Origin of the sequence: Rhodococcus sp. 06-1460-1B, assembly GCF_002258475.1 — a bacterium.
In the GTDB taxonomy this organism is placed as follows: domain Bacteria; phylum Actinomycetota; class Actinomycetes; order Mycobacteriales; family Mycobacteriaceae; genus Rhodococcoides; species Rhodococcoides fascians.
The window spans coordinates 62,895-87,455 of the sequence record NZ_NOYS01000019.1 but is presented as its reverse complement, the minus strand read 5'-3'; the positions used below and the strand labels follow the sequence as shown (position 1 = coordinate 87,455).

General features: G+C 67.5%; 16 protein-coding genes. 8 read left to right on the top strand and 8 right to left on the bottom strand.

Annotated features, from left to right (window positions below):
• Positions 1-15: 15 nt before the first annotated feature.
• The gene (locus tag CH268_RS08535) at positions 16-3,420 is read right to left on the bottom strand and encodes a heterodisulfide reductase-related iron-sulfur binding cluster (protein ID WP_094663336.1); all 3,405 of its coding nucleotides are present in this window, start codon (positions 3,418-3,420) and stop codon (positions 16-18) included.
• A gap of 539 nt (positions 3,421-3,959) precedes the next feature.
• On the opposite strand from CH268_RS08535, the gene CH268_RS08530 reads away from it, so the two are divergent.
• Positions 3,960-4,616, top strand: a complete 657-nt coding sequence (locus CH268_RS08530; RefSeq protein ID WP_032375162.1) for a hypothetical protein — start codon at positions 3,960-3,962, stop codon at positions 4,614-4,616.
• Between the two features lie 61 nt (positions 4,617-4,677).
• Here the strand turns inward: CH268_RS08530 and CH268_RS08525 are convergent, their stop codons facing one another.
• The gene (locus CH268_RS08525) at positions 4,678-6,021 is read right to left on the bottom strand and encodes a hypothetical protein (RefSeq protein WP_094663334.1); all 1,344 of its coding nucleotides are present in this window, start codon (positions 6,019-6,021) and stop codon (positions 4,678-4,680) included.
• A 159-nt stretch (positions 6,022-6,180) separates the two neighbouring features.
• Here CH268_RS08525 and CH268_RS08520 point away from each other — a divergent pair, with 159 nt between their 5' ends.
• The 6 genes from CH268_RS08520 (at position 6,181) to CH268_RS08500 (ending at position 11,936) form a co-directional block, all read left to right on the top strand.
• Positions 6,181-7,347, top strand: a complete 1,167-nt coding sequence (locus tag CH268_RS08520; protein ID WP_176457882.1) for a glycosyltransferase family 4 protein — start codon at positions 6,181-6,183, stop codon at positions 7,345-7,347.
• A 99-nt stretch (positions 7,348-7,446) separates the two neighbouring features.
• Positions 7,447-7,956 (top strand): glycosyltransferase family 2 protein, encoded by a 510-nt coding sequence (locus CH268_RS08515; protein ID WP_176457881.1) that lies wholly within the window; start codon positions 7,447-7,449, stop codon positions 7,954-7,956.
• On the top strand, positions 7,896-8,600 hold the full coding sequence (locus CH268_RS08510; protein ID WP_141215102.1) for a glycosyltransferase family 2 protein: 705 nt from the start codon (positions 7,896-7,898) through the stop codon (positions 8,598-8,600). Before CH268_RS08515 ends, CH268_RS08510 begins: the two co-directional genes overlap by 61 nt.
• The gene (locus CH268_RS08505) at positions 8,597-10,822 is read left to right on the top strand and encodes a hypothetical protein (protein ID WP_057473580.1); all 2,226 of its coding nucleotides are present in this window, start codon (positions 8,597-8,599) and stop codon (positions 10,820-10,822) included. The genes CH268_RS08510 and CH268_RS08505 overlap by 4 nt, the downstream gene beginning before the upstream one ends.
• Entirely contained in the window at positions 10,819-11,046 is a 228-nt protein-coding gene (locus CH268_RS27815) for a hypothetical protein (RefSeq protein ID WP_027495644.1), read from the top strand. Before CH268_RS08505 ends, CH268_RS27815 begins: the two co-directional genes overlap by 4 nt.
• The gene (locus tag CH268_RS08500; RefSeq protein WP_176457880.1) at positions 11,043-11,936 is read left to right on the top strand and encodes a glycoside hydrolase family 16 protein; all 894 of its coding nucleotides are present in this window, start codon (positions 11,043-11,045) and stop codon (positions 11,934-11,936) included. Before CH268_RS27815 ends, CH268_RS08500 begins: the two co-directional genes overlap by 4 nt.
• 12 nt (positions 11,937-11,948) lie before the next feature.
• Here the strand turns inward: CH268_RS08500 and CH268_RS08495 are convergent, their stop codons facing one another.
• The 6 genes from CH268_RS08495 to CH268_RS08470 all read right to left on the bottom strand — a co-directional run bounded on the left by CH268_RS08495 (position 11,949) and on the right by CH268_RS08470 (position 21,675).
• Positions 11,949-13,001: a S1 family peptidase gene (locus CH268_RS08495; protein WP_176457879.1), complete on the bottom strand. Its 1,053-nt coding sequence runs from the start codon at positions 12,999-13,001 to the stop codon at positions 11,949-11,951.
• A 139-nt stretch (positions 13,002-13,140) separates the two neighbouring features.
• Positions 13,141-14,439, bottom strand: a complete 1,299-nt coding sequence (locus tag CH268_RS08490; RefSeq protein ID WP_176457878.1) for a S1 family peptidase — start codon at positions 14,437-14,439, stop codon at positions 13,141-13,143.
• 75 nt (positions 14,440-14,514) lie between these two features.
• Positions 14,515-16,170 (bottom strand): Hsp70 family protein, encoded by a 1,656-nt coding sequence (locus tag CH268_RS08485; protein WP_094663322.1) that lies wholly within the window; start codon positions 16,168-16,170, stop codon positions 14,515-14,517.
• On the bottom strand, positions 16,167-17,330 hold the full coding sequence (locus CH268_RS08480) for a hypothetical protein (protein ID WP_094663320.1): 1,164 nt from the start codon (positions 17,328-17,330) through the stop codon (positions 16,167-16,169). Before CH268_RS08480 ends, CH268_RS08485 begins: the two co-directional genes overlap by 4 nt.
• 121 nt (positions 17,331-17,451) lie before the next feature.
• On the bottom strand, positions 17,452-19,923 hold the full coding sequence (locus tag CH268_RS08475) for a helix-turn-helix transcriptional regulator (protein WP_255182324.1): 2,472 nt from the start codon (positions 19,921-19,923) through the stop codon (positions 17,452-17,454).
• Between the two features lie 6 nt (positions 19,924-19,929).
• Positions 19,930-21,675, bottom strand: coding sequence for an Hsp70 family protein (locus tag CH268_RS08470; RefSeq protein WP_094663318.1), 1,746 nt, complete (start codon positions 21,673-21,675; stop codon positions 19,930-19,932).
• 256 nt (positions 21,676-21,931) lie between these two features.
• On the opposite strand from CH268_RS08470, the gene CH268_RS08465 reads away from it, so the two are divergent.
• A complete protein-coding gene (locus tag CH268_RS08465) occupies positions 21,932-24,520 on the top strand; it encodes an IniB N-terminal domain-containing protein (RefSeq protein WP_094663790.1) in 2,589 nt (862 codons plus the stop codon).
• The last annotated feature ends 41 nt before the right edge of the window (positions 24,521-24,561 follow it).

The window sequence follows — 24,561 nt, the reverse complement described above, 5'->3', positions numbered from 1 at the left end:
AACAAGGGTGTGAGGTTACTTCCGGCGACCCGGAACCTTTGCACCCGGGGCGAATCCGAGTCCACCGGCCTTCGGCTTGGGCGGAGTGCGATCATCCGAACCGTTGGATGTGGTCTCGGCCGCAGTGTCCGACGCTTCTGCCTTCGGTGCCTCTGTTTCCGGTACCTCGGCCTCTGGCGCTTCGGTGACCGGTGCTTCGGTGACCGGCGCCTCTGCTTCCGGTGTCGGCTCGGCCTTTTCGGGCTCTGCTGCAGCCGGCTCTGCTGCAGCCGGCTCGGCTGGTGTCGCCGCAGGTGCAGCGGCGGCCGCACCCGGTGTCCGCGCGCCCGGCTTCTTGAATCCGGACTTCACGGCCAGACCCTTGGGCTGGACGGTCGGCTTGGACTCTGCTGCTACGGATTCGGATGCAGCAGCTTCGGTGGCGGGTGCCTCGGACGCCGTTGCCTCGGCAGCCGGTGCTTCAGCAGTAGGTGCCTCAGCAGTAGGAGCCTCGGACGCAGGTGCTTCGGCAGCAGGCTTGCCCGGTGCCTTGGCTCCCGGCTTCTTGAATCCGGACTTCACGGCCAGACCCTTGGGCTGGACGGTCGGCTTGGATTCTGTGGCTATGGATTCAGTTGCAGTAGAAGGTGATTCCGCTGCATCATCGGCCGCTTCCGGGGCGGGTGTCGACGCCGCAGGAGCAGCATCGGCGGGCTTGCCGGGTGCCTTCGCGCCGGGCTTCTTGAATCCGGACTTGACGGCCAGACCCTTGGGCTTGACGGTCGGAGTCGACTCGGAGGCCTCTGCGGGAGCAGGTGCTTCGGTTGCCGCGGGAGCGTCGGCAGGTGCCGGGGCAGCCGCCTTCGCGCCGGGTGCCTTGCCCTTCATCTGCAGACCCTTGCCGCCGGGTGCCTTGCCGCCGGCCAAACCGAGGCCCTTGGGCTTCGATGCGTCCGCGGCAGTATCGGCCGAGTGCCCCGACGTCTTGTCGGCTTCGGCGTTGGCGGGCGCAGAACCGGGTGCTTTGGCTCCGGGAGCTTTCGCAAGTCCCTTCATCTTCAGGCCACCAGCAGCCTTGGCCGGCTGCGCCTTCTTCGTCTCGGCTTCGGGATCGCCGCCTTCGGCTGCGACCTCGATCTCCTCGACGCGCCCCTTCTCCTCGACGGCTGCGACCTTTTCGGTGGCCAGCTTCTCTTCGGGAGTCTGCTCGCGGGGGATGACCTTGATGTTCTCGGCCAATACCGAGGACTCGACGCGGGTGATCGATTCGAGCATCAGCTGCGCGACGTCGACAACCTCGACGCCCTCGTGTGCGCCGCCTTCCTGCCGTGCGGTGACACCGTCGGTGAGCATGACGCGGCAGAACGGGCAGCCCGTGGCGATCTTCTTCGGGTTGGTCGCAAGCGCTTCGTCGACCCGGTCGATGTTGATGCGCTTGCCGATGTTCTCTTCCATCCACATACGAGCGCCACCGGCACCACAGCACATGGACCGCTCACCGTGACGCGGCATCTCCTTGAGGTTGGAGCCCGACGCGGCCATCAGCTCACGCGGGGCGTCGTACACCTTGTTGTGACGGCCGAGGTAGCACGGATCGTGGTAGGTGATGTCCTGGCTGACCGAGGCCACCGGGATCAGCTTCTTCTGCCGCACGAGACGGTTGAGCAGCTGCGTGTGGTGGACCACCTCGTAGTCACCGCCGACCTGCGGGTACTCGTTGCCGAGTGCGTTGAAGCAGTGGGCGCAGGTGACGACGATCTTGCGCTTGCTCTGCTCGACGCCGTCGAACACGTTGTTCAGTGTTTCGATGTTCTGCATCGCGAGCTGCTGGAACAGGAACTCGTTGCCTGCGCGGCGGGCGGAGTCGCCGGTGCAGGTCTCGTCCGCGCCCAGCACCATGAACTTCACGCCTGCGGTGGCGAGCAGTTCGGCGACGGCCTTGGTGGTCTTCTTGGCGCGGTCCTCGTAGGCTCCGGCGCAGCCGACCCAGAAGAGATACTCGTAGTCCTGGAACGAATCGGCGTCCTGGCCGAAGACCGGGATGTCGAAGTCCATCTCGTTGATCCAGTTGAGGCGGTCCTTGGAGTTCTGGCCCCACGGGTTGCCCTTGTTCTCCAGGTTCTTGAACAAGCCGGCGAGCTCGGACGGGAACTCGGACTCGATCAGCACCTGGTAGCGACGCATGTCGATGATGTGGTCGACGTGTTCGATGTCCACCGGGCACTGCTCGACGCACGCACCGCAGGTGGTGCAGCTCCACAGCACCTCGGGGTCGATGATGCCGCCCTCGATGGCGTCGGCGACGAGCTTGCGATCGGCTTCGTCGCGAGCATTCTGCGGAATGGCGTCGAGCGCCTTCTGGTCGACGTTGCCCTCGGCATCGACGAGTCCGACCTCGTCGCCCGCCATGTCCTTCTTGCCGCCGGCCAGCAGGTACGGGGCCTTGGCGTGGCTGTGATCGCGCAGCGACATGATCAGCAGCTTGGGGGAGAGGGGCTTGCCGGTGTTCCAGGCGGGGCACTGCGACTGGCAGCGGCCGCACTCGGTGCAGGTGGTGAAGTCGAGCCAGCCCTTCCAGCTGAAGTCTTCAATTTTGCCTGCGCCGAACGCGTCGACGTCGGGGTCGGCCTCTTCCATCTCGAGGACCTTGCCGCCGGACATCATCGGCTTGGCGGCACCGAGGGCGACGGTGCCGTCGTCCATACGCTTGAAGTAGATGTTGGGGAAGGCCGTGAAGCGGTGCCACGCGACGCCCCAGTTGATGCGGGTGCCCACGATGTAGAGCCAGATCATGCCGGACATCAGCTTGATCAGAGCAAAGATCGACACCATGTTGGAGTTGGCCGGCAACAGCTCGGCGAGGCGCATCGTGAAGAAGTCGGTGTAGGGGTTCGCGTGTCCGTAGGTGGCGATCTTGCCCGCCTTGACGAACACCATGCCCAGGCCCTCGATGAGGACAACGGCCTCGACGAAGTAGGCGGCCTTGAACCCGGAGCCGGCGAAGCGTGACTGACGCTCGGGCTTACGCGGGTGGTTGAGCTGGCGAATGATGATCAGCGTGGTGATGCCGATGACGGTGCCGAGCCCGAGAATCTCGTCCATCAGGTGGTAGACGGCGGTGTCGCCGACGATGGGCCAGTGGAACTCGGGGTTGAACGTCTGTCCGTAGGCCTCGAACCAGAACACGGACCCGACCATGAAGCCGATCATCACCAGCCAGTGCGCCCAGCCGACGGTGCGGAACTTGACCATCTTGGTGTGCGCGGCGAACTCGATGATCATCTGCTTGAAGCGGGGGACGATCGGTCGCCAACGGTCGGGTGCCGGCTGACCCAGCCTCACGATGTTGAACATGCGCAGGGCGCCACGAATGAAGGCGTACCAACACACGAGGCTGAGCAGAGCACCGACTGTGCCCAACGTGATCGTCAGGGCGTTCATGTCGCGGCCTTTCGTTCAGTGGCAGCTGGAGCAGCTACCGCGGGTCCAGCCCGTCGAGAGGAATACAGCGATGTTACCTGCCAGTAGATCGCGAAATCTACCGACGGGTAACTTAGGTCAGAATCGCCTGGAGCGACGCTGGTGGTTGTGCGCACGAGACCGTCCGACGGGTGGGCTGAACTCGTCAGTAGGTTGTCGCCCGCATCACGTTAGGCGTACGGGCTTGTGACTCCTGCGAGAAGGCAGACCTAACCCGGCCGAATCGGCCCGATGTCCGAGGTTTGCCGCCGGCTGCGCCGTGGAAGACAAGTCCTGCGAAACCGAACAAAAGTGCGGTCTTTCTGTCCGATTTGGGCGTTGTGATTGTTCATAACTTTTCGGACACGGTAAAGGGTCGGTAGCACAACGACCGGTCTGATTGATGGTTTACACTGCCTGTGGACCAGAGGTGCGAGGACGTCATTCGGGGTGATGTCGCGTTCGACGGTTTGCCGCCAAAAGCACTGCAGCACATGCACAGAAACGGAACACAACACCACATGAAACTCAGCAAACTGGTCGTCACCTCGGCTCTCGTAGCAGTTGCTACGGGTCTGGCCAGCGGAACCGCCTACGCGCAGCCCGACACCAGCGCCACGACCCCCGACACGAACTACTCCGTCGAGCTCGAAGACCGCACCATCGTCACCACCATCGATGCGGGCGTCTTCAAGGTTGCCGACGACGGCAAGACCGTCGACGTGCTCGACGCCGCCGACAACACACTCGTCACCCTCCCGCTGTCGTTCAACCTCGGCGGACTGAACTTCCCGTACGAGCAGAACGTCGACGACAACGGCAAGACCCTGCGTCTGGTGCCGCAGCTCGACTTGACGAAGGCCTCGGCCAACTCGCGCAGCATCGGCGCGACGACTGTCGCCTCGCCCGAGGAAAACCTCAAGGCGCAGCAGAACTTCTCGTCGCAGCTCGGAATTGCCACCGCAATCGGCGGATTCACAGGAACCGCTATCGGTGCCCTCGCTGGTGGACTCGGATTCCTGGGTGGACCGGTTGGCTTCGCTTCGGTCCCGCTGGGCGCGACCGTCGGCGGGATCGTCGGTACCGTCATCGCAGGTGGCCCGACCCTGGTCGTTGCCGGCATCGACCTTCTCAACACTCTGAATGCGGCCCCCGGAACTTCGGCCTGGGCCAAGTAGTCACAGCGCATTCTTCGAAAGAACCCACGATCTCGTCGAGGTCGTGGGTTCTTTTGTGTTGTCAGGCAGCAGGATTCGTGGCGACGGCTGCGGTCGATGCGTCGGCTTCGAGGAATGCGATGGGCGTCGAGCAGGCGGCGCGTAGTGCCCGTCGGATGGTGTCGGCATCGACGACGTGCGAGTGGAACGACGCGGCGACGCGAATGGAGTCGCGTAGCCGTGCGGTCGTCAGGGTGATGTGTCCGTGGCTCGCGGGTGCCACCATGACTCGGTACGAACCCTGTGTCTCGCCGACGAAGGCGATGTCGTTCAATCGCCCATGCCGACCCATGTCGGACAAGGCCAGACGAATGGTGTCGGGTGCGGTGGGAGGCGGGGTGTCGGTCGCGCGGGCGGAGCGCAACCTGGCCAGTTTCGAGCGAAGTGCGACCAGCGTCAGGTTTGCGATCGGGTGCCCGCAGTCGATGATTCGTCGCCATTGGCGGGACAGGAGAACGGTGTCGGTCGTGTCGGGGAGGTAGACGTCGATACCGGCCGACAGGTTCGCAAGGGTTGTCAGCTCGGGTGGTAGGTACCGGCGGACGTCGAACAGCACTTTGGCGACATCGTCGACGGCCAGTCCTTCGGCGCGCAGTGCGGCATCGAGGGCGGCGAAGAAAAGGATCGAGATCGACTGTCCGGGTCGGTGGTCGTCTCGCCACCTCGCCAGTTCTCGGGTGCACTCGATCGTGGCGGCCGCGGCCACCACCTCGACGGGTGAGCCTGCGGCGGTCGACGCCGCCTGTGTAGATGCCGTCTGTGTGGACCCGTGACCGGCCGACCCGCCACCTGCATGCTTACGTCCGCACACTCCGATACTCGGGTGAATGCGTGAGCGCAGCAGCCGGGGAAGCCGCCTGGGATCGGTTCCGAAACAGCGCATCGCTGCTACGGCGAGCGGGTGACGCGTCTGCGCTGATGTCGCCCAGCGGGGCACGATGCCGTTGCGAGCGTCGGCATCAGCGAGTGTGTGGGAGAGGTTGATGATCATCTGACCGTCGCCGAGCCCGTGATCCATGTAGAACACCACGTGGTCGCCGCGCACCGTGATGGACAGTGGCTCGGCGGGGTCGTGCGTGGCCAGTAGCTGCGACATCGCGGTGTCGTAGTCGTCCTCGGTGATCGCGGAGTCTTCCCGGACGGCGTTCAGCGGGGCGTCGGGATCGTATCGCCAGCGACGGGTGCCGGAATCTGGACGTAGGCCCACTCGCGCGGCCGGGCCGATGCTCATCGTCGTGCGTAGCGCCCGGCGGATCCCGTCGACGCCACCATGATCGACAGGACCGAAAGCCACCACGGTCCAGTTACCCGCAAGCGCGACATCGGTCTCGTGAACCGTGACGTGCGAGGGAAAGACCACGTTCATCGCGTAGGTCCCTTCCGATAGACGGCTTTACTTCTTGTTTATGAAAGCCTCAGGAGCAGTATGAACTCAAATGGGTATTCCAGCCAACTCTGAGTACGATGTAATGGAGTCAAACAAACTATTGGACGGGAAACCGGAGTTGTGGACGGAGTCAGCGAAGTGCAAGTACTCGCGGTCTCGCTGTCGACATCGGTGGGCGGAACCGATCACAGTCTGCGAAACGTGGCGCTGGCACTACAGCCTCTGGGCGTGACCGTCACTCTGGGTGCGCCCGGTGGCAGCGACACCGAACAGTGGTGGCGTGCCGCCGGCCTGTCGTTCCTGCCACTCGACCTGCCGCAACGCATCGGAATCCATCGTCAGGGCGAGAATTCTCTGCATCCCCTCGGAGGGCTCGCGGCGCAGGTGCCGAAGAGCGCACGCACGGTGTCGATACTTCGGCGAGCTGCCCGCGACTTCGACGTCGTGCATTCCAACCATCTGCTGCTGCACCCCGACGCGGTGCTCGCGTCCCGACTCGCACGCACCCCGGTCGTCGTCGAATTTCACGACATCGTCCCCGTCGGACCTGGGCGCGCACTGCTCGCCGCGATCGCGGCGACGGCAACCCACACGGTGGCCGTCAGCACTGCCGCAGCACAGCAACTCCCGTCGCTCACTCGTGGACGGGTGAGCGTGGTGCACCAGGGAATCGACACCACGGCCTTCGCACCGGGTGCCGGTGACCCGGCTCTGCGGGCCGACATGACCGCCGACCCCGATGCTCCACTGATCGCAGCCGTCGGCCGGATCGATCGCGAGAAGAAGCTCGACGTGCTGATCGACGCCGTGGCACGGGTGCGTCGGTCCGGAGTCGACGCGCATCTGGCGATCGTCGGCGCGCCCAGTGAGGACGACGGTGGCTACCTCGTCGAGTTGCAGCAGGCCGCGGAACGGTTGCTGCCCGGCGCGCATCGTTTTCTGGGCCGCACAGACGCGGTGGCGTCGACATTGCGTGCCGTGGATGTGTTGGCCTGCCCGTCACAGGACGAGCCCTTCGGGCTCATTGCCCTCGAGGCACAGGCCTGTGCGGTGCCGGTCGTGGTGAGCGACACCGGGGGCCTGGTCGATTTCGTCTCGCACGAGCGCACCGGCCTCGTTGCCCGAACCGGCGACGTCGACTCGCTGGCCACGCAATTGTGCAGGATGCTGACCGATCGCGGCCTGGCCGCCACCCTCGCCGAAGCCGCGCGAGGGCAAGCCGTCGGACAGTTCGATTCCCGACATCGCGCGAAGCGTTTCGCCGACATCTACAGTTCAGCAATCGGGAAGAAGCGCATCACATGACGTGACGCATCGGCTCTGCAGCGGAGCCGACGACGCAACCCAGCCGTGCGGATGTCGGGGCATCCGCACGCACACGCTCGTACCGAATCGGAGTTCTTGATGCTCGACCACTTGGCCCCCGGCGTCCGGCGCCGCCGCACCCCGCATCGGGCCGGCGTTGCCGTTCTTGCCGCGACTGCGACCGCGACCCTGGCCGGGGCCGGCTGGGTCCTCGCACCCAGACGGTCGCCGGAACCCCTGCGCGCGGCAGAGAAATTCGTCGACGGTGACCTCATCACCGTCGTCGTGGGAACCGTGGGCAGGCCGTCGCTGCATGGCACGGTCGAGGCCGTGCTCGCGCAGTCCTACCCGGCCGTGGAGATCGTGGTGGTGGACAACGCACCCACGTCGGGACGAGTGGACGACGCGTTGAGGTCGATCGACGATCCCCGCTGCATCGTCGTCCGTGAGCCGCGCCGCGGGGTCTCGCGAGCCAGAAACACAGGTGCCCGGCACGCGTCGGGCCGCGTGATCGCCTTCACCGACGACGACGCCGAACCGGATTCGCAGTGGCTGCTTCCGTGGCGCAGGTGTACGCGGCAGATCGAGACGGTGTGGTGGCCGGGGTGACCGGACGGGTCGTCGGATTGGCGGTCGAGACCGATCAGCAGCGGTGGTTCGAGGAATCGGGGCTGTTCGAGAAGGGATCGACGCGCACGGTCTGGACCCTCGCGCCGACCGGATCGATCGACGAAGAACTGGGTGCACGCGGCACCGCAGCACTGTTCCCCTACACGGCCGGGGAGATGGGCAGCGGCAACAACATGTCGTTCCGAAAGACTGCCTTCGACTCGCTCGCGGGATTCGACGAGAGGATCGGACCGGGCACGCCCACCAAAGGCGGTGAGGACCTCGAGCTGTTCCGACGTGCAGTGCTGCGCGGGGGAACGATCGTCTACGACCCGACGGCCGTCGTCGGCCATCATCATCGAGCCGATCACGAAGCGTTGCGCGAGCAGATGTTCGGGTACGGAAGCGGAATGGCCGCCATCGTCACCAAACTCTTCCTCGACGGCGGAGCTCCGGCCCGCGCACTGCTCGGCCGGCTCCCGACCGCATTCCGCATGCTTCTCGCACCCGAGGAGAACCGCTTCGCGGACGGGGCTCCGCCGATGCCTCGCGACCTCAAGCTCACCGAGCTCTACGGCTACCTGTGCGGGCCGTTCCTGTACGTCAAGGCCATCACGGTTCGCGGCACCGGGATCAATTCGTGACGATCACCGACACCACCGACGCACCCGAGGATGCGGTAGGTCGAGCCGATCCGACGCGTCCCGACTCGAGCTACCGCGGGGCGCAGGCGCTGCTCTTCGCTGCGGCAGCGGTCGCCATCGCGTCGACGCTGCTGGCCATCCTCGCCGGATCCGATCACGCGGGTGCGGTACCCAACGGGCTGCGGGTCGCCGTGGTCGTCGCCGCCGTGACGCTGTTGCCCGGGGCACCCATCGCGGTGCTGCTGCGCCTCCGACAGCCGGCACTGGTCGGTTCGGTGACGGTCTCGATCTCGTTCGCGACGATGCTGATCATCGCGCAGGCCGAGGTCGTCACCGGGAATCTGCGTCCGGTGACGGTGCAGCTCTACATCTGTGCGGTGTCCGCCGCGCTCATTCTGTGGGCGTCGCGAACGTTGGTGCCTGCGGTGCCTCGACCGCGCCCGGACCGGACTGCGGTGGTGACCCGGTACGCACTGCTCGGCGCGGTGGCCGTCGCCGTCGTGCTGTTCGCTCACGCGACGAAGGTGCTCAGGCCGCAGGCGTCCGGGGCGTTGGGCGTCATCACCCACATCGGCTTCAGCTACCTCGTCGCGCTGGCGATCGTGGCGGCCGTGATCGCCGTGGCGCTCTCGCGGGCCCGACTCGACCCGGTGGTACTCGGCGCGGCCGGTCTCGCTCTGATCATGTTCACCACGATGTACGTGTCGTTGGCCGACGGCGTCACGTCGATCCCGACGGCGTACACCCATCGCGGGCTGATCGACATCATCGCGTCTCTGCAGGGTCTGCCGCCGCCGTCGGACGCGCGATTCAGTTGGGCCGGATTCTTCTCTGCCGGAGCTCATATGTCGGGTGCCGGCGCGCTGTCGGACCTGTCGCCGATGCTGCTGTGGGCTCCGCTCTTCTACGGCGGCGTGACCATGTTGCCGCTGTACTCGATCGCGTTGTCGCTGACCGGGCGCAGGCGCGTGGCGTGGATCGCGGTGATCCTCTACCTGTCGTTCAACTGGTACCAGCAGGACTACTTCGCGCCGCAGCCGACGGCGACCATGCTGTACCTGACCATCTGCGCCTTGCTGCTGTGGCAGTTACGCAGTGCGCCCCTGCCGTCGGCCCCGCGGTCGTGGCGTCGGTGGATCGTCACGGTGCCGCGGCGAACTCTGGGCACGGTCCCCGGTGTCGGTGCCGGCCGCACCCTTGCGATCGAGGCGCTGATGATCGTCCTGATCGCGGCGATCGTCATCACTCACCAGCTCACGCCCATCGTGTTGATCGCGGCGCTGTTCCTGTTCTCGCTCACCGGAACCACGCGGTACCGACTGCTGTGGCTGTTCGCGGTCGCGCTGTTCGTGGCCTGGTTCAGTTACGGAGCCGTCGACTACTGGAAGGGCCACCTCGCGTACGTGCTCGGCGATGTGGGACAGGTGTCGGGCGCGGTACAGGGCGGCGTCAGCGACCGGATCGGTGCCGATCCGCTCTACCAGAAGATGCAGTATCTGCGGTTGGCGGCGTCGGGCGCGCTGCTGATGTTCGCGTTCGCCGGTTGGCTGACCTACCGCCGACGCAAGACGTGGCTCATCGGCGGATTGCTCTGCATGGTGCCCTTCGGTCTGGTGCTGGTGCAGAGCTACGGCGGTGAGGTGGTGATCCGGTGCTTCGTGCTGGCGTCGCCGTTCATCGCGCCCTACGCCGCGGACGCGTTGGTGCGCACCTTCGCGATCATTCGACGGTTCACGGGTCGATCGGCCCAGCCTCGGCACTGGTCGCGCACCGTCGCCGCGACCGCGGCAATCCTCGGAATTGCCTTGATACTGACGGCAACTCGTGGGTTGAACACCTCGTTCGAGCACACCGACGAGGATCAGATCCGATACGGAGACGCATTGATGCGGTCGGTTCCGCAGGGCTCGGAAATCATGGTCATCGGAACGGCGGCCGGGCTGGTGTCCGCACGCTACTTCGACGACGTCAGAGTGGCGACCATGGAATCGTTCGAGTGCCTCGACGATCTCAGCGGGTGCGTCCGAAAGGAGAACCCCGACTTCGTGTTCACCACTCGACAATCGTCGGCGCAGATCTACCTGCAGTACGGATATTCGCAATCGGTCGTCGACCAACAGCTGGGCATGTTGGTCGGATCCGACGAGTATCGCGTGGTTGTCGAAACCGCCGACCTGACCATTCTGCAGAATGCGTCCACGCCACCGGTGGTGCTCAAATGACCGATCTGTGGCTCGGCTTCCTCGCATTCGGTGCCCTGTTCGCGGCGCTGATCGTCTCGTCGGTCCTGCGCGAACGCGAGGTGCCCTCCGACGGTGCGATCGGGCGCGGCGGCAGCGGTCGCATCAACCGGGCGGTGGTGCTCTCCGCGACACTGATCGTGTTGTTGCTCCTGGCCGCAGTCGTCGTGATCGTGCGGTTCCAACAGATCGCGATCTGGGAGTGAGAATCGGACGCGGCCTGTCGGTGGCCCTGCTGGTCGTGGCGACCACGGTGTGCTGTGCGCAGGCGACCGGACCCCAACCCGAGTTGGTCAGCAGCGAACGGTGCGACCCCATGGCGGACGACGTCATGTCGGGTGAAGCCGTGCCCCGGGAGGACCTACCGGGGTGGCGGCAGACCTTCGTCGACGATTTCGACCGGTGCGATCTCGGTGACGACTGGGGTGCGTACTACGGCCAACCCGGAGGCGACCCGGCCAGTTGGTGGGAGTACGAACAGGCCTCGGTCACCGGTGGCGCACTGCGGCTGCGCGCCGAGCAGAAGGACGGCCGCTGGGTGACCGGCGGCGTCTCGAATTCGCCTGTGTCACAGACGTACGGTAAGTGGGACGTGCGGCTGCGTGCGGACCGATCCGACGAGATCAGCTACCACATTCTGTTGTGGCCCGCCGACGAGGTGTGGCCGCCGGAGATCGACATCGCCGAGAGCGCCGACGGGACCAGGCAGACGATGTCGTCGTTCCTGCACTGGAGCGGCGCAGAAGGAGACCGTCACTTCTCACAGGCGAATCTGCAGTTGGACACCAACGACTGGCAGACCGTCGGAGTGGAATGGGACCCCGAGCAGATCAGGTATCTGGTCAACGGAAAGGTCTGGGCGCGAACACCACTGGGAGCATCCATCCCGGACAAGCCGATGTGGTTGGGCCTCCAGGCCCAGGCGGGTGCCTGCACCAAGCTCGAATCCTGGGGTGTCGGAGAATGCGGCCGGGCGGGAACACCCGACGTCGCGAACGTGGACGTGGACTGGGTGGCGGTGTACGAATCGGACGGGACACCGTCCGTCGTGGAGGACACGCCGTCGGGATCGGTTCTGCTGGAACAACAGAACTGACCCGAAGCCGACCTATGACGTACGAACCGTCAGGCCCGGGTTCTCGGCGAGAATGTCGTTGATCGGCGTCGCGAACAGTTCCGGGCGCTGACCCTGCAGCATGCTGACGACGGTCGCGATCTCGCACGAGGGTTGATCGCCCACGTTCGACGCGTTCGCGATGCCCACGGCGAGCGTGCCACTGACGATGGGGCCACCGCTGTCGCCGCGCAGCGCGCAGATCGACGTGGAGAAGCTGCGGTCCAGGACATTGCCGCCCATGGTCACGTGCTGGCCCGTCGACAGGATTGTGCCGCAACTGAATCCGGTGGTGGCTCCGGATTTGCAGACCGGCGCGCCGACGACCGGATCCACCGTGCCGGTGATCAGCAGTGGGCCGGATCCGGGAACTCGCATCGCGTTGCTCTCGAATTCCCCGGTGTTGCCGTCGTCGATGTCGATGAGCGCATAGTCGTTGTGCGCCCGGCTGGTTCGATAGAACGATCCGAACTTGGAGCCGACGAGGCTGCCGTACATGGGGTACGCGCCCGTCGTGACGGCGGACCCGGTGCTGGACTCGCCCGGATCACAGTGTCCTGCAGTGATGTTGACGGCACCACGCATCGGATCGACGGCATTGAAGCCCAACGAGCAACGCAGACCGGCCCCGGCCGGGGTGCCGGCGAGAAAGCTGTCGCCGCCGAGGTACGAACTGGCGCGAATGGGCCCTGCGGTGAGCGAGGGATCGAACGGCACCCGGTCGAGGAGCGGACCGAAGGCATCGAGGACGGGGGCCGGGAGGTCGAATGCAGCCGGGTCGATTACGAATCCGGCCGCCGCCGCCGCGTCGACCACATCCGCGTGGGACGGTCCGTCGGCGACCGCGACGACCGGCAGCCCGGCCGCGTCGAGATGGCCACGGACCGCCGGGCCGACGGCGGTTGTGAACTCGGCCAACCGGCGCGCTGCGTCGGCGCGGTCGAGAAACTGCTGAGGGCTGAGCCCGAGATCGCGTGCCACAGCGTCGGCCAGTGACGCCGGTTCGGGCGGTGCCGCAACGGCAGTGGGAGTGGATACCACCGTCATGAAGAGCAACGAGACAGCAGTGACCGATAGTGCACACGCACGGCGACGCATAACGACCTTCCCCCCGGGCATCGAACGATGTGATGCCGTTCACTTCGCACACGAACTATAGGGGGTCGGCGGCCTCGGGCGTACCGGTTTACCCGGTTCGGACAGTAGCTCCGGTCGCGCTCGTGACCTGATCGATGGGAATGCCCAGGCTGGCGGTGCCGCCGAACTGCGCCAGCGCGAGGTTCGCCTCGGTGCAATCGGGTGCTCCGCCGCTGTTGGATCCGCTGGTGATGCCGAGTGCCAGCGTGCCGGTGACGATGGCCCCGCCGCTGTCTCCGGCCAATGTGCATGCGGTGCTGGCGAAGCCGCGCACGGTGCGCGACGTGCCGTCCTCCATAAAGAGCTGCGTCTCGACGCGGTCGGCGGCCACCACTCCGCACGTGAACGACGACGACTGCCCGGATTTGCAGACGGGTGCGCCGATGACGGGGGATGCCGTTCCGGTGACGGTGACGGTGCTGCCGTTGGCCCCGCGAACGGTGGGACGGTCCAGCCCGGCCTTCTGTCCGGCGGCGTCGAGGCCGATGACCGACCAGTCGAGGCCGTCCGGTGCTCCCAGGCTCGAGCGATCGAACGAGCCGATCTGGGAGCTGCGCGCGATGTCGGCCGGATCGGGCAGGTACACCGGTGCTCCGCCGGACCCGGTGGCCTTGTTCGGATTACAGTGTCCCGCAGTCAGATTGACGGCACTACCGTCGGCGTCGACGGCATTGAAGCCGAACGAGCAGATGCTGATCTCGGTCGGCGGTGCGTCGGCGATCGGCCCGGCGGTGGTGACGTACGTGTCGCCGCCCATCGGTGCCGGGTCGGCCGGCTTGTTGCCACCGGGGGAGAGCATCACCTTGATGTTGGCCAGCAGGGTCGGCAGGTTCAGGGCCTTGCCGATCGGACTGTTCGCCACATTCAGCACGATCTGGTTGTCGATGAAGTCGATGGCTGTGCCGTTGATCTGCTCCGAGATCTCACGAGGGAGGCCGGCGATCCACGAGTTCAGATCTGCCAGCGACTTCTCCAGCCCGTCCGCGGACACCGGCGACTGCGCGGTGGCATAGCCGTCCTTGGCGACGGCCTGCGCGGCTGCGGGAGAGGTGACGGCGACGACGGCATTACCGTCGGGCCCGATCCAGGCACCGGCGAAATCGGCGGGTCGACTCGCCCGGAAGTCCGAGGCGTAGGCCGACAGCTCCTGCGCACGCGCCGCACGATCGAGGTATTCCTGCGGGGAGATCTTCAGATCTCGCTGCACGGCTTCGACGAGCTCTCGTGGAAGCTGATCGGCGGGCGACTGAACCACAGGTTCGGCTGCCGCTGTTCCGGAGAACGAAGCAAGAAGTACGAAAGCCGTCGAACACAGCACTGCAGTACGCAGAGCCCCGGTGTTACGCATGAAATCCCTTCATCGGGTGCTTGGCATCAGCGCCCCACCCTAGGCCATGCGCTACCGGACCAATGTTTCCCCTGCTCAGGGCTCCGGGTTCGTTGCTGAGGTGGTCGTCGTGGTCGTCGTAGTGACCGGAGTCGTCGTTTCCGCCGGCGTCGTGGTTTCCGGAGGGGTGGTCACCGCAACGGGCGGTGTCGTGACCACCGGAGCCGGAGCCGGAGCAGGGGCCGGTACCGGAGCGGGCGGCGGCGCAGGCAGGGGCGCGGGCTGAGGCGGGGTGTACTCCTCGGCCGTCGGCTCCTGCACCACCTCGGGAGCAGCCGCGGGCACCGTCGTCGTGGTCGGTGCGGTAGACGGCACCCGCGCGGAGGTGGTGACCGGTGATCCGGCGTCGGTGACGGTGGGCGGTGTCGTGGCGGGTCCGCTGCTGAACACCCCACTCAGGGCTGCGATGACGAGAACGATGACCACGCCCGCACCGGCACCGGCGATGATCGTGGTGACGGTGCGCGAGCGCTCGCTGCGTTCCTTCTTGTTCTCGGTCGCCGCACCGGCGAACGCGGTTGCGGCGTACTGCTGGGTCGCGGTGTCGGAACCGTCGGGATCTCCGGCCGGAACGATGGGCTCCGAGCGCAGCTGGGACGGGCCGAACACCGGTGCCACCGCCGGTATCGCCTCGGAGAACGCGAGGGGCGGCGGCGGAGCGACCACCGGGATCGCGTCGGTGTCGAGCGAGTCCGTGCCGTCGTTGCGAGTGACCACCGGCGCTGCGCCGGTCACCAACGAGTTGCCGTCGACGTCCTCGATCTCGGCGATGTTCAGTGCGCCGCGAGCCGCAGCGAGCGGCTCGACGAGCAGCGCGCCTGCGGTGCGCTCGCCGATGTCGGCGACCACCGAAGGTAGGGCAGCACTGCCGCCGGTGAGCACGACCGTGCCGGTCGACGGTACGTCGAGCAGGCCCAACGTCGGCGCGATCAGGTCTGCGAACTCGGCGCGGGTGACCGTCGTGGTATCCGAGACGCCGGGCAGCTCCACCGCGATCGTAGCCAGGTCCGCGGTGCTCAACGTGTGTTTCGCCTGCTCGCAGGACGCGACGACACCGGTGAGAGAAGCCAGAACTGCGGCGTCGGACAGGTCGAGGTGTTCGCGATCGGTCACCACGTGATCGAACAGGGCATCGGTGAACACGTCGCCGCCGACAGCGGTGGTGCGCTCGGTGCCGCCGCCCGGATACGTCGAGATGTCGGTGCCGGTGGCACCGATGTCGATCACCGTGACGGCTGCCCCCGGGCTCGGTTGCGCGAACGCGCTCGCAGCCTTGGCCTCGGGAACCAGCGCGACGTCGGTGAGACCGGTGTGGTCGAGGGCGTCGCGCAGTAGAGCGATGTTCTCGCGGGGCCATCGCGTCGGATACGTCATCGTCGTGACGGGCGTGGACGCCGATTCGGACGTCTCGGAGAACATGCTCACGAGGCAGTTCGCGGCGTTGGCCATCAGATCCTCGGCGCGATACGCGTCGGCATCGGGTTCGAGATCTTCTTGCTTGCCGACCAGATCGACGAAACGAGTGAACGGCGCGGTGTCGACGGACTCTCCGAGGTGAGCGCGGCCGTCGTCGTCGAACCTCAGTGTCGTCGGCAGTACGACGACGGTGGGTTCGAACGCGGTCGAGTCGCGATACACCGCAACGGACCTGGTGTTGCCGATTGTGATTCCGAGATGCCCGGCACCGCTCATGGAGTGCCGCCCGTCGTGGCTCCGGCCGGAGCTCGGTCCTGCGGAGCGAGACGTCCGGCCTGGGTGTTGTCATCGGCGTTCTCGTCGGGGCTGGGCTTCGGCGGGTCCTCGGCGGTGTCGTCTTCGGGCAGCTCGGGTCCGACCGGTTCGTCGTCGGTCGGCGGCGTCGTGGTGGGGTCCTCGGTCTCGGTGGCCTCCGGAAGGTCGACGGCGGGTCGCGTGTCGACCTCGGCCGCGTCGCGTTCGGAGCGTCGCTCTCGGGTCGGATCCGTAGCCGTGGTGGTGGTCTCCGGCGTGATGATCGGTGCAGGCGAGACGGCGGGCACGAGTTCGGCTGCCGGTTCGACGACGGCAGTGGGGAAGTCGATCGGCCCACCCGGCCGGATTCCCGACGTCGTCGTCGGGGGCGCGACCTGAGCGTTCTCGATGGTGGGCACCGGGGTGTCGGCGGATGTGCCGAGCTGCAATGCGATCACCCCGGCACCGACCGTCAGCGCCGCTGCGAACGCCGCGGCGAACAGTGGGGCGGTGAACAGGGGACGACGGTCGACGCGGGTCGGTGCGCCGACGACGGCGAGGCGTTCGGTGACGGCGTCGACCGGGTACCGGGCAGCCAGAAGCGCTGCACCACGAGCCGCGGCGACGGCAGTGTCCTTCTTCTCCATGGTTGCTCGCATCGACGAGTTCCAGGCGTCCAGCGCCTCCTCTTCCGATACGAGCGCAACGTGCGCCAACCCGTGCCCGTTCATGGCCGCACGCAGGGCGAACACCTGCTCGGCGGTCCAGCGGGCCGGGTAGGTGGCGGCCGCAGCGAGATCGCCGGGGCGCAGATCGATCGACGACGCCACCTCGGTGAGCAGGCACAGCAGCGCCATCGACGTCAGCTGTTCGGCGGGGAAGACGGTGCCCCGGCTCCCGGTGACGCCGTCGCCGAGCGCGTCGAGGAAGTGCGTGTACGCCTCGGAGTCGTTGTCGGTGGCGTCACCGAGTGAGACGGTGCCGTCGGGGTGAGTGTTGAGCACGGTCGAGTGCAGGGACGCCAGATGCAGGGAGGGGCCGGGCGCGATGGGGTGCGACACGGCCGCAACGGCCTGGTCGTCGTCCAGATAGAGGCCGACGTCCGGTGCGCCGATACTCGCCCCGCCGGGCTGCTCGGTCATGCGGGCTGCTCGGTCATGGGGATATCTACCTGTCCTGGGCTCGGAGTCGATGTTCGGTCGTTATGTCGCTTCGGATCCTCACACAGTTACACCCGCAGTAGGGGGCATCAGCGTGCCGAGGTCAGGTGGTCGATGTTCCGTAGCCCATCGCCCGCAGCATCGAGATCAGTTCCGAGCGCGACCCGGCTCCGAGCCTGCGGCGAATGCGAGCCACATGATGTTCGACGGTTTTCGGGGAGATGTAGAGCCGGCTGCCCACCTCGCGGTACGTGACGCCGAGAACCAGTAGTTCGGCCACCTCGGCCTCGCGTTCGCTCAGAGATCCCGACGGCTGCGGCGTCGTCCCGTCGGTCTCCCGTTGATGCGAGCTGGGCTGACGCAACGACCGGGCGATGTGCAGTAACGAGGTGGCCGTAGCGGTGTCGGCGACGGTCAGTGCGGCTTCGCTCGCCAATCGGGCACCGTCCCACGGCAAGCCGAACGCGGTGAGGGTGCGCGCCGAGAGTTCCACCTCGGCGGCGTCGGGCCTGCCCTGCAGAACGCCGAGCCACGCCCGCCCCGCCGCGGCGAGTGCGGAGCTGTACGGGTGCGTCGGAGCGGCGGACGCGAGGGCCTTCGCGTGCGGCACCAGGGCTTCGGGCGTTTGCGCCACGATGGCGGCCTGCACCTGATACCAATGCAGCGCCGATGCCCAGACCGGCGGATCGCCCAACGCGGCGAGCAGCGTCGTGGCCTGCGACACGAGGTGCTCGACGCGATCGAACTGGCCCACTCGTGTTGCGGCCAGCACCAATTCGCCGAGGGGCAAGAGAGAGAACAGATCGATCGAGTACGCGGCGACGACGTTCTGCGCCTGGGTCCACGCCGTGACGAGAGATCCGGCGTCCCCGGACCTGCGTGCCAACCCCACTCGAATGCCGTGCAGGAACAGGTGATTGCGCACGTGCGAGTCGGGGATCTCGAGCGGGTCGACCAGGTGGCAGGCCTGCGCGGCGTCTCCTCGCAGCATGGCCGCCCAGCCGCCGATGAGAACGAGCCGCGTGTGGGCCTCGGATCCCGGCCGCAGCTCGGGTAGGGCACGAGCGATGACGGAGTCGACGCGGGCGAGATCACCGCAGTGCACCGCATGCAGAGCGGCCACCGCGGCTGCCGAATCCGGAGCGCACCAACGATCGGACGGCGCGGCCGTCAACGTGACCGCGCGCATCAGCGCGTTCGTCGCCGCACTCGACGCCGCAGCGCTGCGTGAGTCGATCGAACCGAGGACCCCGTCGACGAGCAACGCGCCCGACGCCGTGCTCGACGTCGGTGCCAGCGATGCCACGACACTCAGTGCGCGGTCGGCAGCAGGGCGGTCGCCGGCTGCAGCGGCCGACAAGGCAGCCCACACCGCATCGGTTCCGAGTCGATCCGTCCCGAGCCAGGCGAACAATTGCGCACTGCGCGAGACCATTCCGCGCTGCGCGGCGATCGACGCCGAGACCCTGACCGCGGTGCGTAGATCGACCTGCGTGTGATCGGTGGCCGCATCGAGGATCTCGTCGGCGCGACGGCCTGCCTCGTCGAGGTGTCCGGTCGCGGCGGCCACCTCTGCCCGGCGGGCCGCGAGTGCCGACGGGTCGAATCCCGCCGCTGTTGCCGCGTCGTACAGCTGGCCAGCGGACTCTACGGAAGTCGAATCGCCTTGTCCAGCAAGGAAATCAGCAAGGTCGGCGCGTACGACCCCGTGCGTCGCCAACGCTCGCGCGGCCGAGGCGTCGAGCAGACCGGATTCCGCCGCAACCTCGGTGATGCGGTCGAGCAGTACCCGGCATCGACGCTCCCCGATCATCTCGGTCAGGGGGCCTTCGGCAGACGGAATCAACGCGCCCGTGGCGTCGAGAAGACCGGAGCTGCAGGCGATATCGACGACCGTCTCCGCGTCGGCCGGCCGCGTCACGAGCTGTGCCGCCATGACCGGGTCTGGGACGACGCCGAAGCGAGCCGCGAGCAGCACGGCGCGGGTGTCGTCGGTGGTGTCGACAAGTATCCGGCGATGCTGCTCGGCAACGGATTCGGTGACCGCACGTAGCGGAGTCGGGTCGGACCGTTCGCCCCCGAGCGCGGCCAGTGCCGCGTCGACGGCGACGAGCAGCCCTCCGGTGGACTTTGCGATCGCGCTCGCCAGCGAAGCCGAGATCGGCCGAGCGACGGCGGCTGCCCGCGTTGCGATCGACGTCTTGTCCAGCGGCACCAGCGTCAGGCGAGCGGCACCGGCGGACGCGACGAGCTTCTCGATCCGGGAATCGTATCGGCGCGGGGCCGTGGCGAGAACCAGCGTGATGTCCGAACGGGTTGCCGCAGCGGCGATCTCGTCCACGCGGTGATCCGGCAACAGATGGGCGTCGTCGACCAGAACCGTCGCACCCGACGGCGCGTCGGTGACACTGCCCGCATGCACCGTCGTCGCGGCGGCCGCGACCGCACCGAGCACCGCGGATCGACCGGAGCCGTTCACCCCGACGACAACGTGCACACCGGTACTCGACGACGCGTCACGAACGAATCGATCGGCGCGCTCGACGCCGACGAGAGCGGATGGGCTGTTGGCCACGGCGGCCTACTGACCCGTCAAGCCGCCGACGACCCCACCGAGTCCGTCACCCAAGCCCTGACCCACACCTCCGACGACACCGCCGAGGCCCTGCCCGACGCCCTGCCCGACGTCGCCGAGGGTCGGGCCCTGGTACGTCGGTAGCGGTTGTGGCGTGAACTGCGGTGCCTGCGGGACCTGCACGGCCGGAGGCTGGTAGTTGGGCACCGTCGGTGCGGCGATCGACGGGATGGTCGGCACGGTGGCGGCCCCGTTCTGGCCGGGGACCGCGGCCGACGCTCCGGCGACGGGTGCCCCGGCAACAGGAGCCCCGGTGGCCGGATCGATCTGGGTGACACTGCCGTCGGCGTTGACCACCGTGGTGGGTGCACCCGTGGAGCCGACTGCTGCAGAACCGGTCGGCCCGGTCGTGGACCCGACTTCTGCCACCGCGGCCGTGCTGCCGGGAGTCTCGGTGCTCGAGATCTCGGCGTTGGATTCGGCCGGAGTGGTGTTGTCCGAGGTGAGGGCCGTTCCGACCGACAGTCCGCCGCCCGCGAGAAGGGCAAGCACGACGACGGATCCGGCGACCAGGCCTGCCTTCTTCCGTCCGGACATTCCCGATTCCGACGCCACTGCAGTCGGGGTCGGGGCGGGACGCGGGGTAGGACGGGGCATCGGCGCGGCAACGGCGGTCGCGGCGGGAACCGCAGCCAATGCTGCTGCGTCGTCCGCGGCGGTGGCGTCGGCGATGTCGCTGCCGAGGATCGCGGCTCCGATGGCGACGGTCAGTTCGGGGCGCGGCCCGGCCACGACCGGTACTCGCAGTTCGCTCGAGACGAGCTCGGCGACGAGCGGGATGGCCGAGCTGCCGCCGGTCAGCACCACCTGATCGATGTCGGTGACCTCGAGGCCTGCGGCCGCGACTGCGTCACGCACGACTCCGATGGAGGCCAGCAGCGATGCGCGAACGAGGTCTTCGATCTCCGAGCGGACCAGTCGTACCTCGGTGTGCAGCCCCGGTAGGTCCACGGTGAGCGACGTGGAGGTGTCGTAGGACAGCTGTTCCTTGGCCTCGCCGCAGCGGGCGCGCAGTTCGACCAATGCACCGACGGTGTCGGGATCGAAGGGATCGAACTCGAACGACTGACTGCCCGAGACGGTGTCGAGTACGTACTGCATGATCTCGTGGTCGAACTGAGCGCCACCGAACTCCTGCGAATGAACGCCGGTTCCGACGACGCCTGCGTCGGACCCGGTCCGCATCAACGTGACGTCGAGAGCCGTCGCGCCGAGGTCGTAGACGACCGCGAGACCGTCGGACTGGGTTCCACGGGTGACTTCGAGCCAGCGCATCGTGGCGACCGACTCGGGAACGAGCGTGACGTCGGTCAGGCCTGCGCGATCGAGCGCGTCGCCGAGCACCTCGACGGTGTAGGCGGTCCAGCGTGTGGGGTGGGTGACCACCACGGAGGGGGAGGAGTCGACACCGGCGGAGACGTCGGCGACTAGGGCACGAGTGGCGGTGGCGTACAGGTCTTCGGCGCGGTGACTGCGGCCGTCGTCGTCGATCAGTTCGACGGGGTCACCGACGCGATCGGCGAATCCACTGATGAGATGGCGCGTCGAGCGGTCCCACAGGTCGGCGAGACTGGGGGCCGCACCGGGACGAAGATCGAGGGCCGAACGCTTGACCACCGAGGTCACCGGGTCGGTATCCAGGGCGGCAACAGCCGTCACAGTTCCGATCCGTATGCCGAGCCCTGCGTTCATCTGCCGCCACCTTCTTGTCGCACTGCCCTGGTTCCCACCGCCGTTACCCGCACTGTCGGCTCGGTGCCCCGATTCGTTACGTCTCACAGCAGGTTAGAGCGTGCAACGAGGTAAATCCCCTAAAGCGCTCAGATCCCCTAATGCAAGTCCCCTGGCGACCCCCGGGGGAGTAGGGGGATCGTCCCCGTTGGGCGGGGGCTCTGCGGACCATAGCTTTGTGATCAACCACGAAGCATCACTCGTCAAGGAGACTCACATGGCTACCAACGCCGTACTCGATTTCATTCTCGGCCTGCTGCGCGACGACAACGCCGCTGCTGCCTACTGCGCCAACCCCGAGACGACGTTGGCCGCTGCCGGCCTCGGCGGCGTCACCCACGCGGACATCGTCGCGGTGGCCCCGTTGGTCGCCGAGTCGGGACTGTTCGCCGGTGCGGGCAGCCAGCTCTCCGCCATCCTGGGTGCAGGCGGATCTGCAGGCCTCGACGGCGCACTCGCCGGAGGCGCGAGCCTCGGCGGCGGATTGTCGGCCGGACTCGGCATTGCCGCAGGAGCGGTAGCCGGCGGCGGGCTCGCCGCAGGTGGCGCGCTGACCGGTGGAATCGACGTGGCGGGCGAGATCGAAGCGTCGCTCCAGGCAGCTCTCGCTGCAGCTCTGGCCGTCGGTGGCCAGATCGGCCTCGAACTCGGCACCGCATTCGGTGGTGCTCTCGACGCACTCATCGGTGCCGGTGCGGGCATCGGCGGCGGACTCGGTGGCGGAATCGATCTGGACCTCGACGGCCTTCTCGGCGGCACGGTCGGACTCGGCGCTGCGCTCACCGGACTCATCGGAGCAGGCGCAGGCATCGGCGGCGAGATCAGCGCCGACCTGGCAGCGCAGCTGCAGGCAGCCCTCGACGCCGCGATCGGCGCCACCGGCGCAGTCGACCTCGCCGCGCTGGCCGACATCCAGGGCGGACTGTCCGGCGCACTCGGTGCCCTCTTCGCAGTCGGCGGAACCGTCGGAGCCGAACTGGGCGCTGCCGTCGGTGGCGTCTTCGAATCCGTGCTCGACGCCGGAGCCGGCCTGGACATCGTCGGCGGCCTCGGGACTGCGCTGACCGCAGGCATCGGCGGCGCTCTCGCCGGGCTCGGAACGGTCGGCGCGGACCTCACCGCAGACATCGCAGCAGCCCTCAGCGGATCCGCCGAAGCCGGAGCCGCGCTCGTCGGCGACATCGCCGGTGGCATCGGTGGCAGCCTCGGCGGACTCTTCGCCGTCGACGGCGCCATCGCAGGATCCATCGGAACCGCACTCGGTGCAGTACTCGACGCGGGTGCCCTCGCTGACATCGACGTCGACGCACTCCTCGCAGCCGGAGGCAACATCGGCACGGTCGTCAGCGGCGCCCTGGGCGGCGTCCTCGATCTCGACGCCGGAGTCGTCGGAAACCTGGCCACGGCCATCGACACCGCGATCGAGGGAACCCTCGGTGCCGGGCTGGGCATCGGTGGCAGCATCACCGGCGAACTGGCGGGTGAGCTGACGGGTGAGCTGACCGGCGGAATCACCGGCGCGCTGACCGGCGGAGTCACGGGCAGCCTCGAAGGAATTCTCGGAACCGCGTTCGGTGTGGGCGGCGCTGCAGGCGCACAGCTCGGCACGGCCGTCGAAGCAATCGTCGACGCCGGAGCCACACTCGACCTCGGAGCAGCACTCGGCGCGAGTGCAGATCTCAGTGCTCAGCTGGCCGGTGCGGTCGACACGGCCGTGTCCGCAGGTGCCGATCTCACCGGCACCGTGGAAGGCACCCTCTCCGGACTCGGTGGCCTCGGCGGCGGCTTGACCGGCGGCCTCGCCGGACTCGGCAACGTCGGCGGAGACCTCACCGGCGGCCTGGCCGGACTCGGTGGCCTCGGCGGCGGCCTGACGGGTGGCCTCGCCGGAGTCGGCAGCGTCGGCGCAGGCATCACCGGTGGCCTCGCGGCCGTCGGCAGCGCAGGAGCAGATGTGACCGGCGGCCTCGCGGCGGTCGGCAACGTCGGCGGCGACGTGGCCGGTGGACTGAACGGGCTCGTCGACGCGGGCACCAGCCTGACCGGCGGACTGGCCGGGCTCGGCAGCCTCGGCGGCGGAATCGCAGGCGGTGTTGCAGGTGGAGTCGAAGGCGGTGTCTCGACCGGTATCGACGCGGCAGCGCAGGCCGGCGCAGGACTGGAAGGCACCCTCACCGGCGCTGTGAACGGCGGAATCGACGCCGGTACGCAGGTCGGTGCGGGTCTGGAAGGCACTCTGACCGGCGCTGTGAACGGCGGAATCGACGCCGGTACGCAGGTCGGTGCAGGACTCGAATCGGCAGGTGACCTCGCCGGTTCCGCCGCGGGTGACCTGGCCGGAAACGTCACCGGAGGACTCGAGGGCACCGTGGGCGGCGTCGTCGACGCGGGAACCTCGGTGGGCGGCGAGATCGCGTCGAACATCGGCGGCGGACTGGATGCCGGCGGCTCGATCGGCGGCGGACTGGCCTCCACGGTGAGCGGGGGTTTGGATGCTGGTGCGGACGCTGCGGGTTCCGTGGCCGGCGGGTTTGACTCCGCCGCGCAGCTCGGTGGCCAGGTCACCGGTGCAGTGCAGTCCGGAGCCGAGGGATCTTTCGAGTCCGCGAGCTCCTTCGATTCCAGCGCGAACGCATCGGGCACGGGCTGGTCGAGCGTCGACTCCGACGTCTTCGGACAGAGCGAGAGCAGCACGGACCTGTTCGGCGAGACCGGCAGCAACCTGCACGGATCGGTCGATTCGGCAGCAGATTCGCTGGGCCACTCGCTGACCGTCGACCACGACATCGACCCGCTGAACCCCTGATCGCGTTGCCTGTGATCAGGTGACGAAGTGACGAGTCGGCC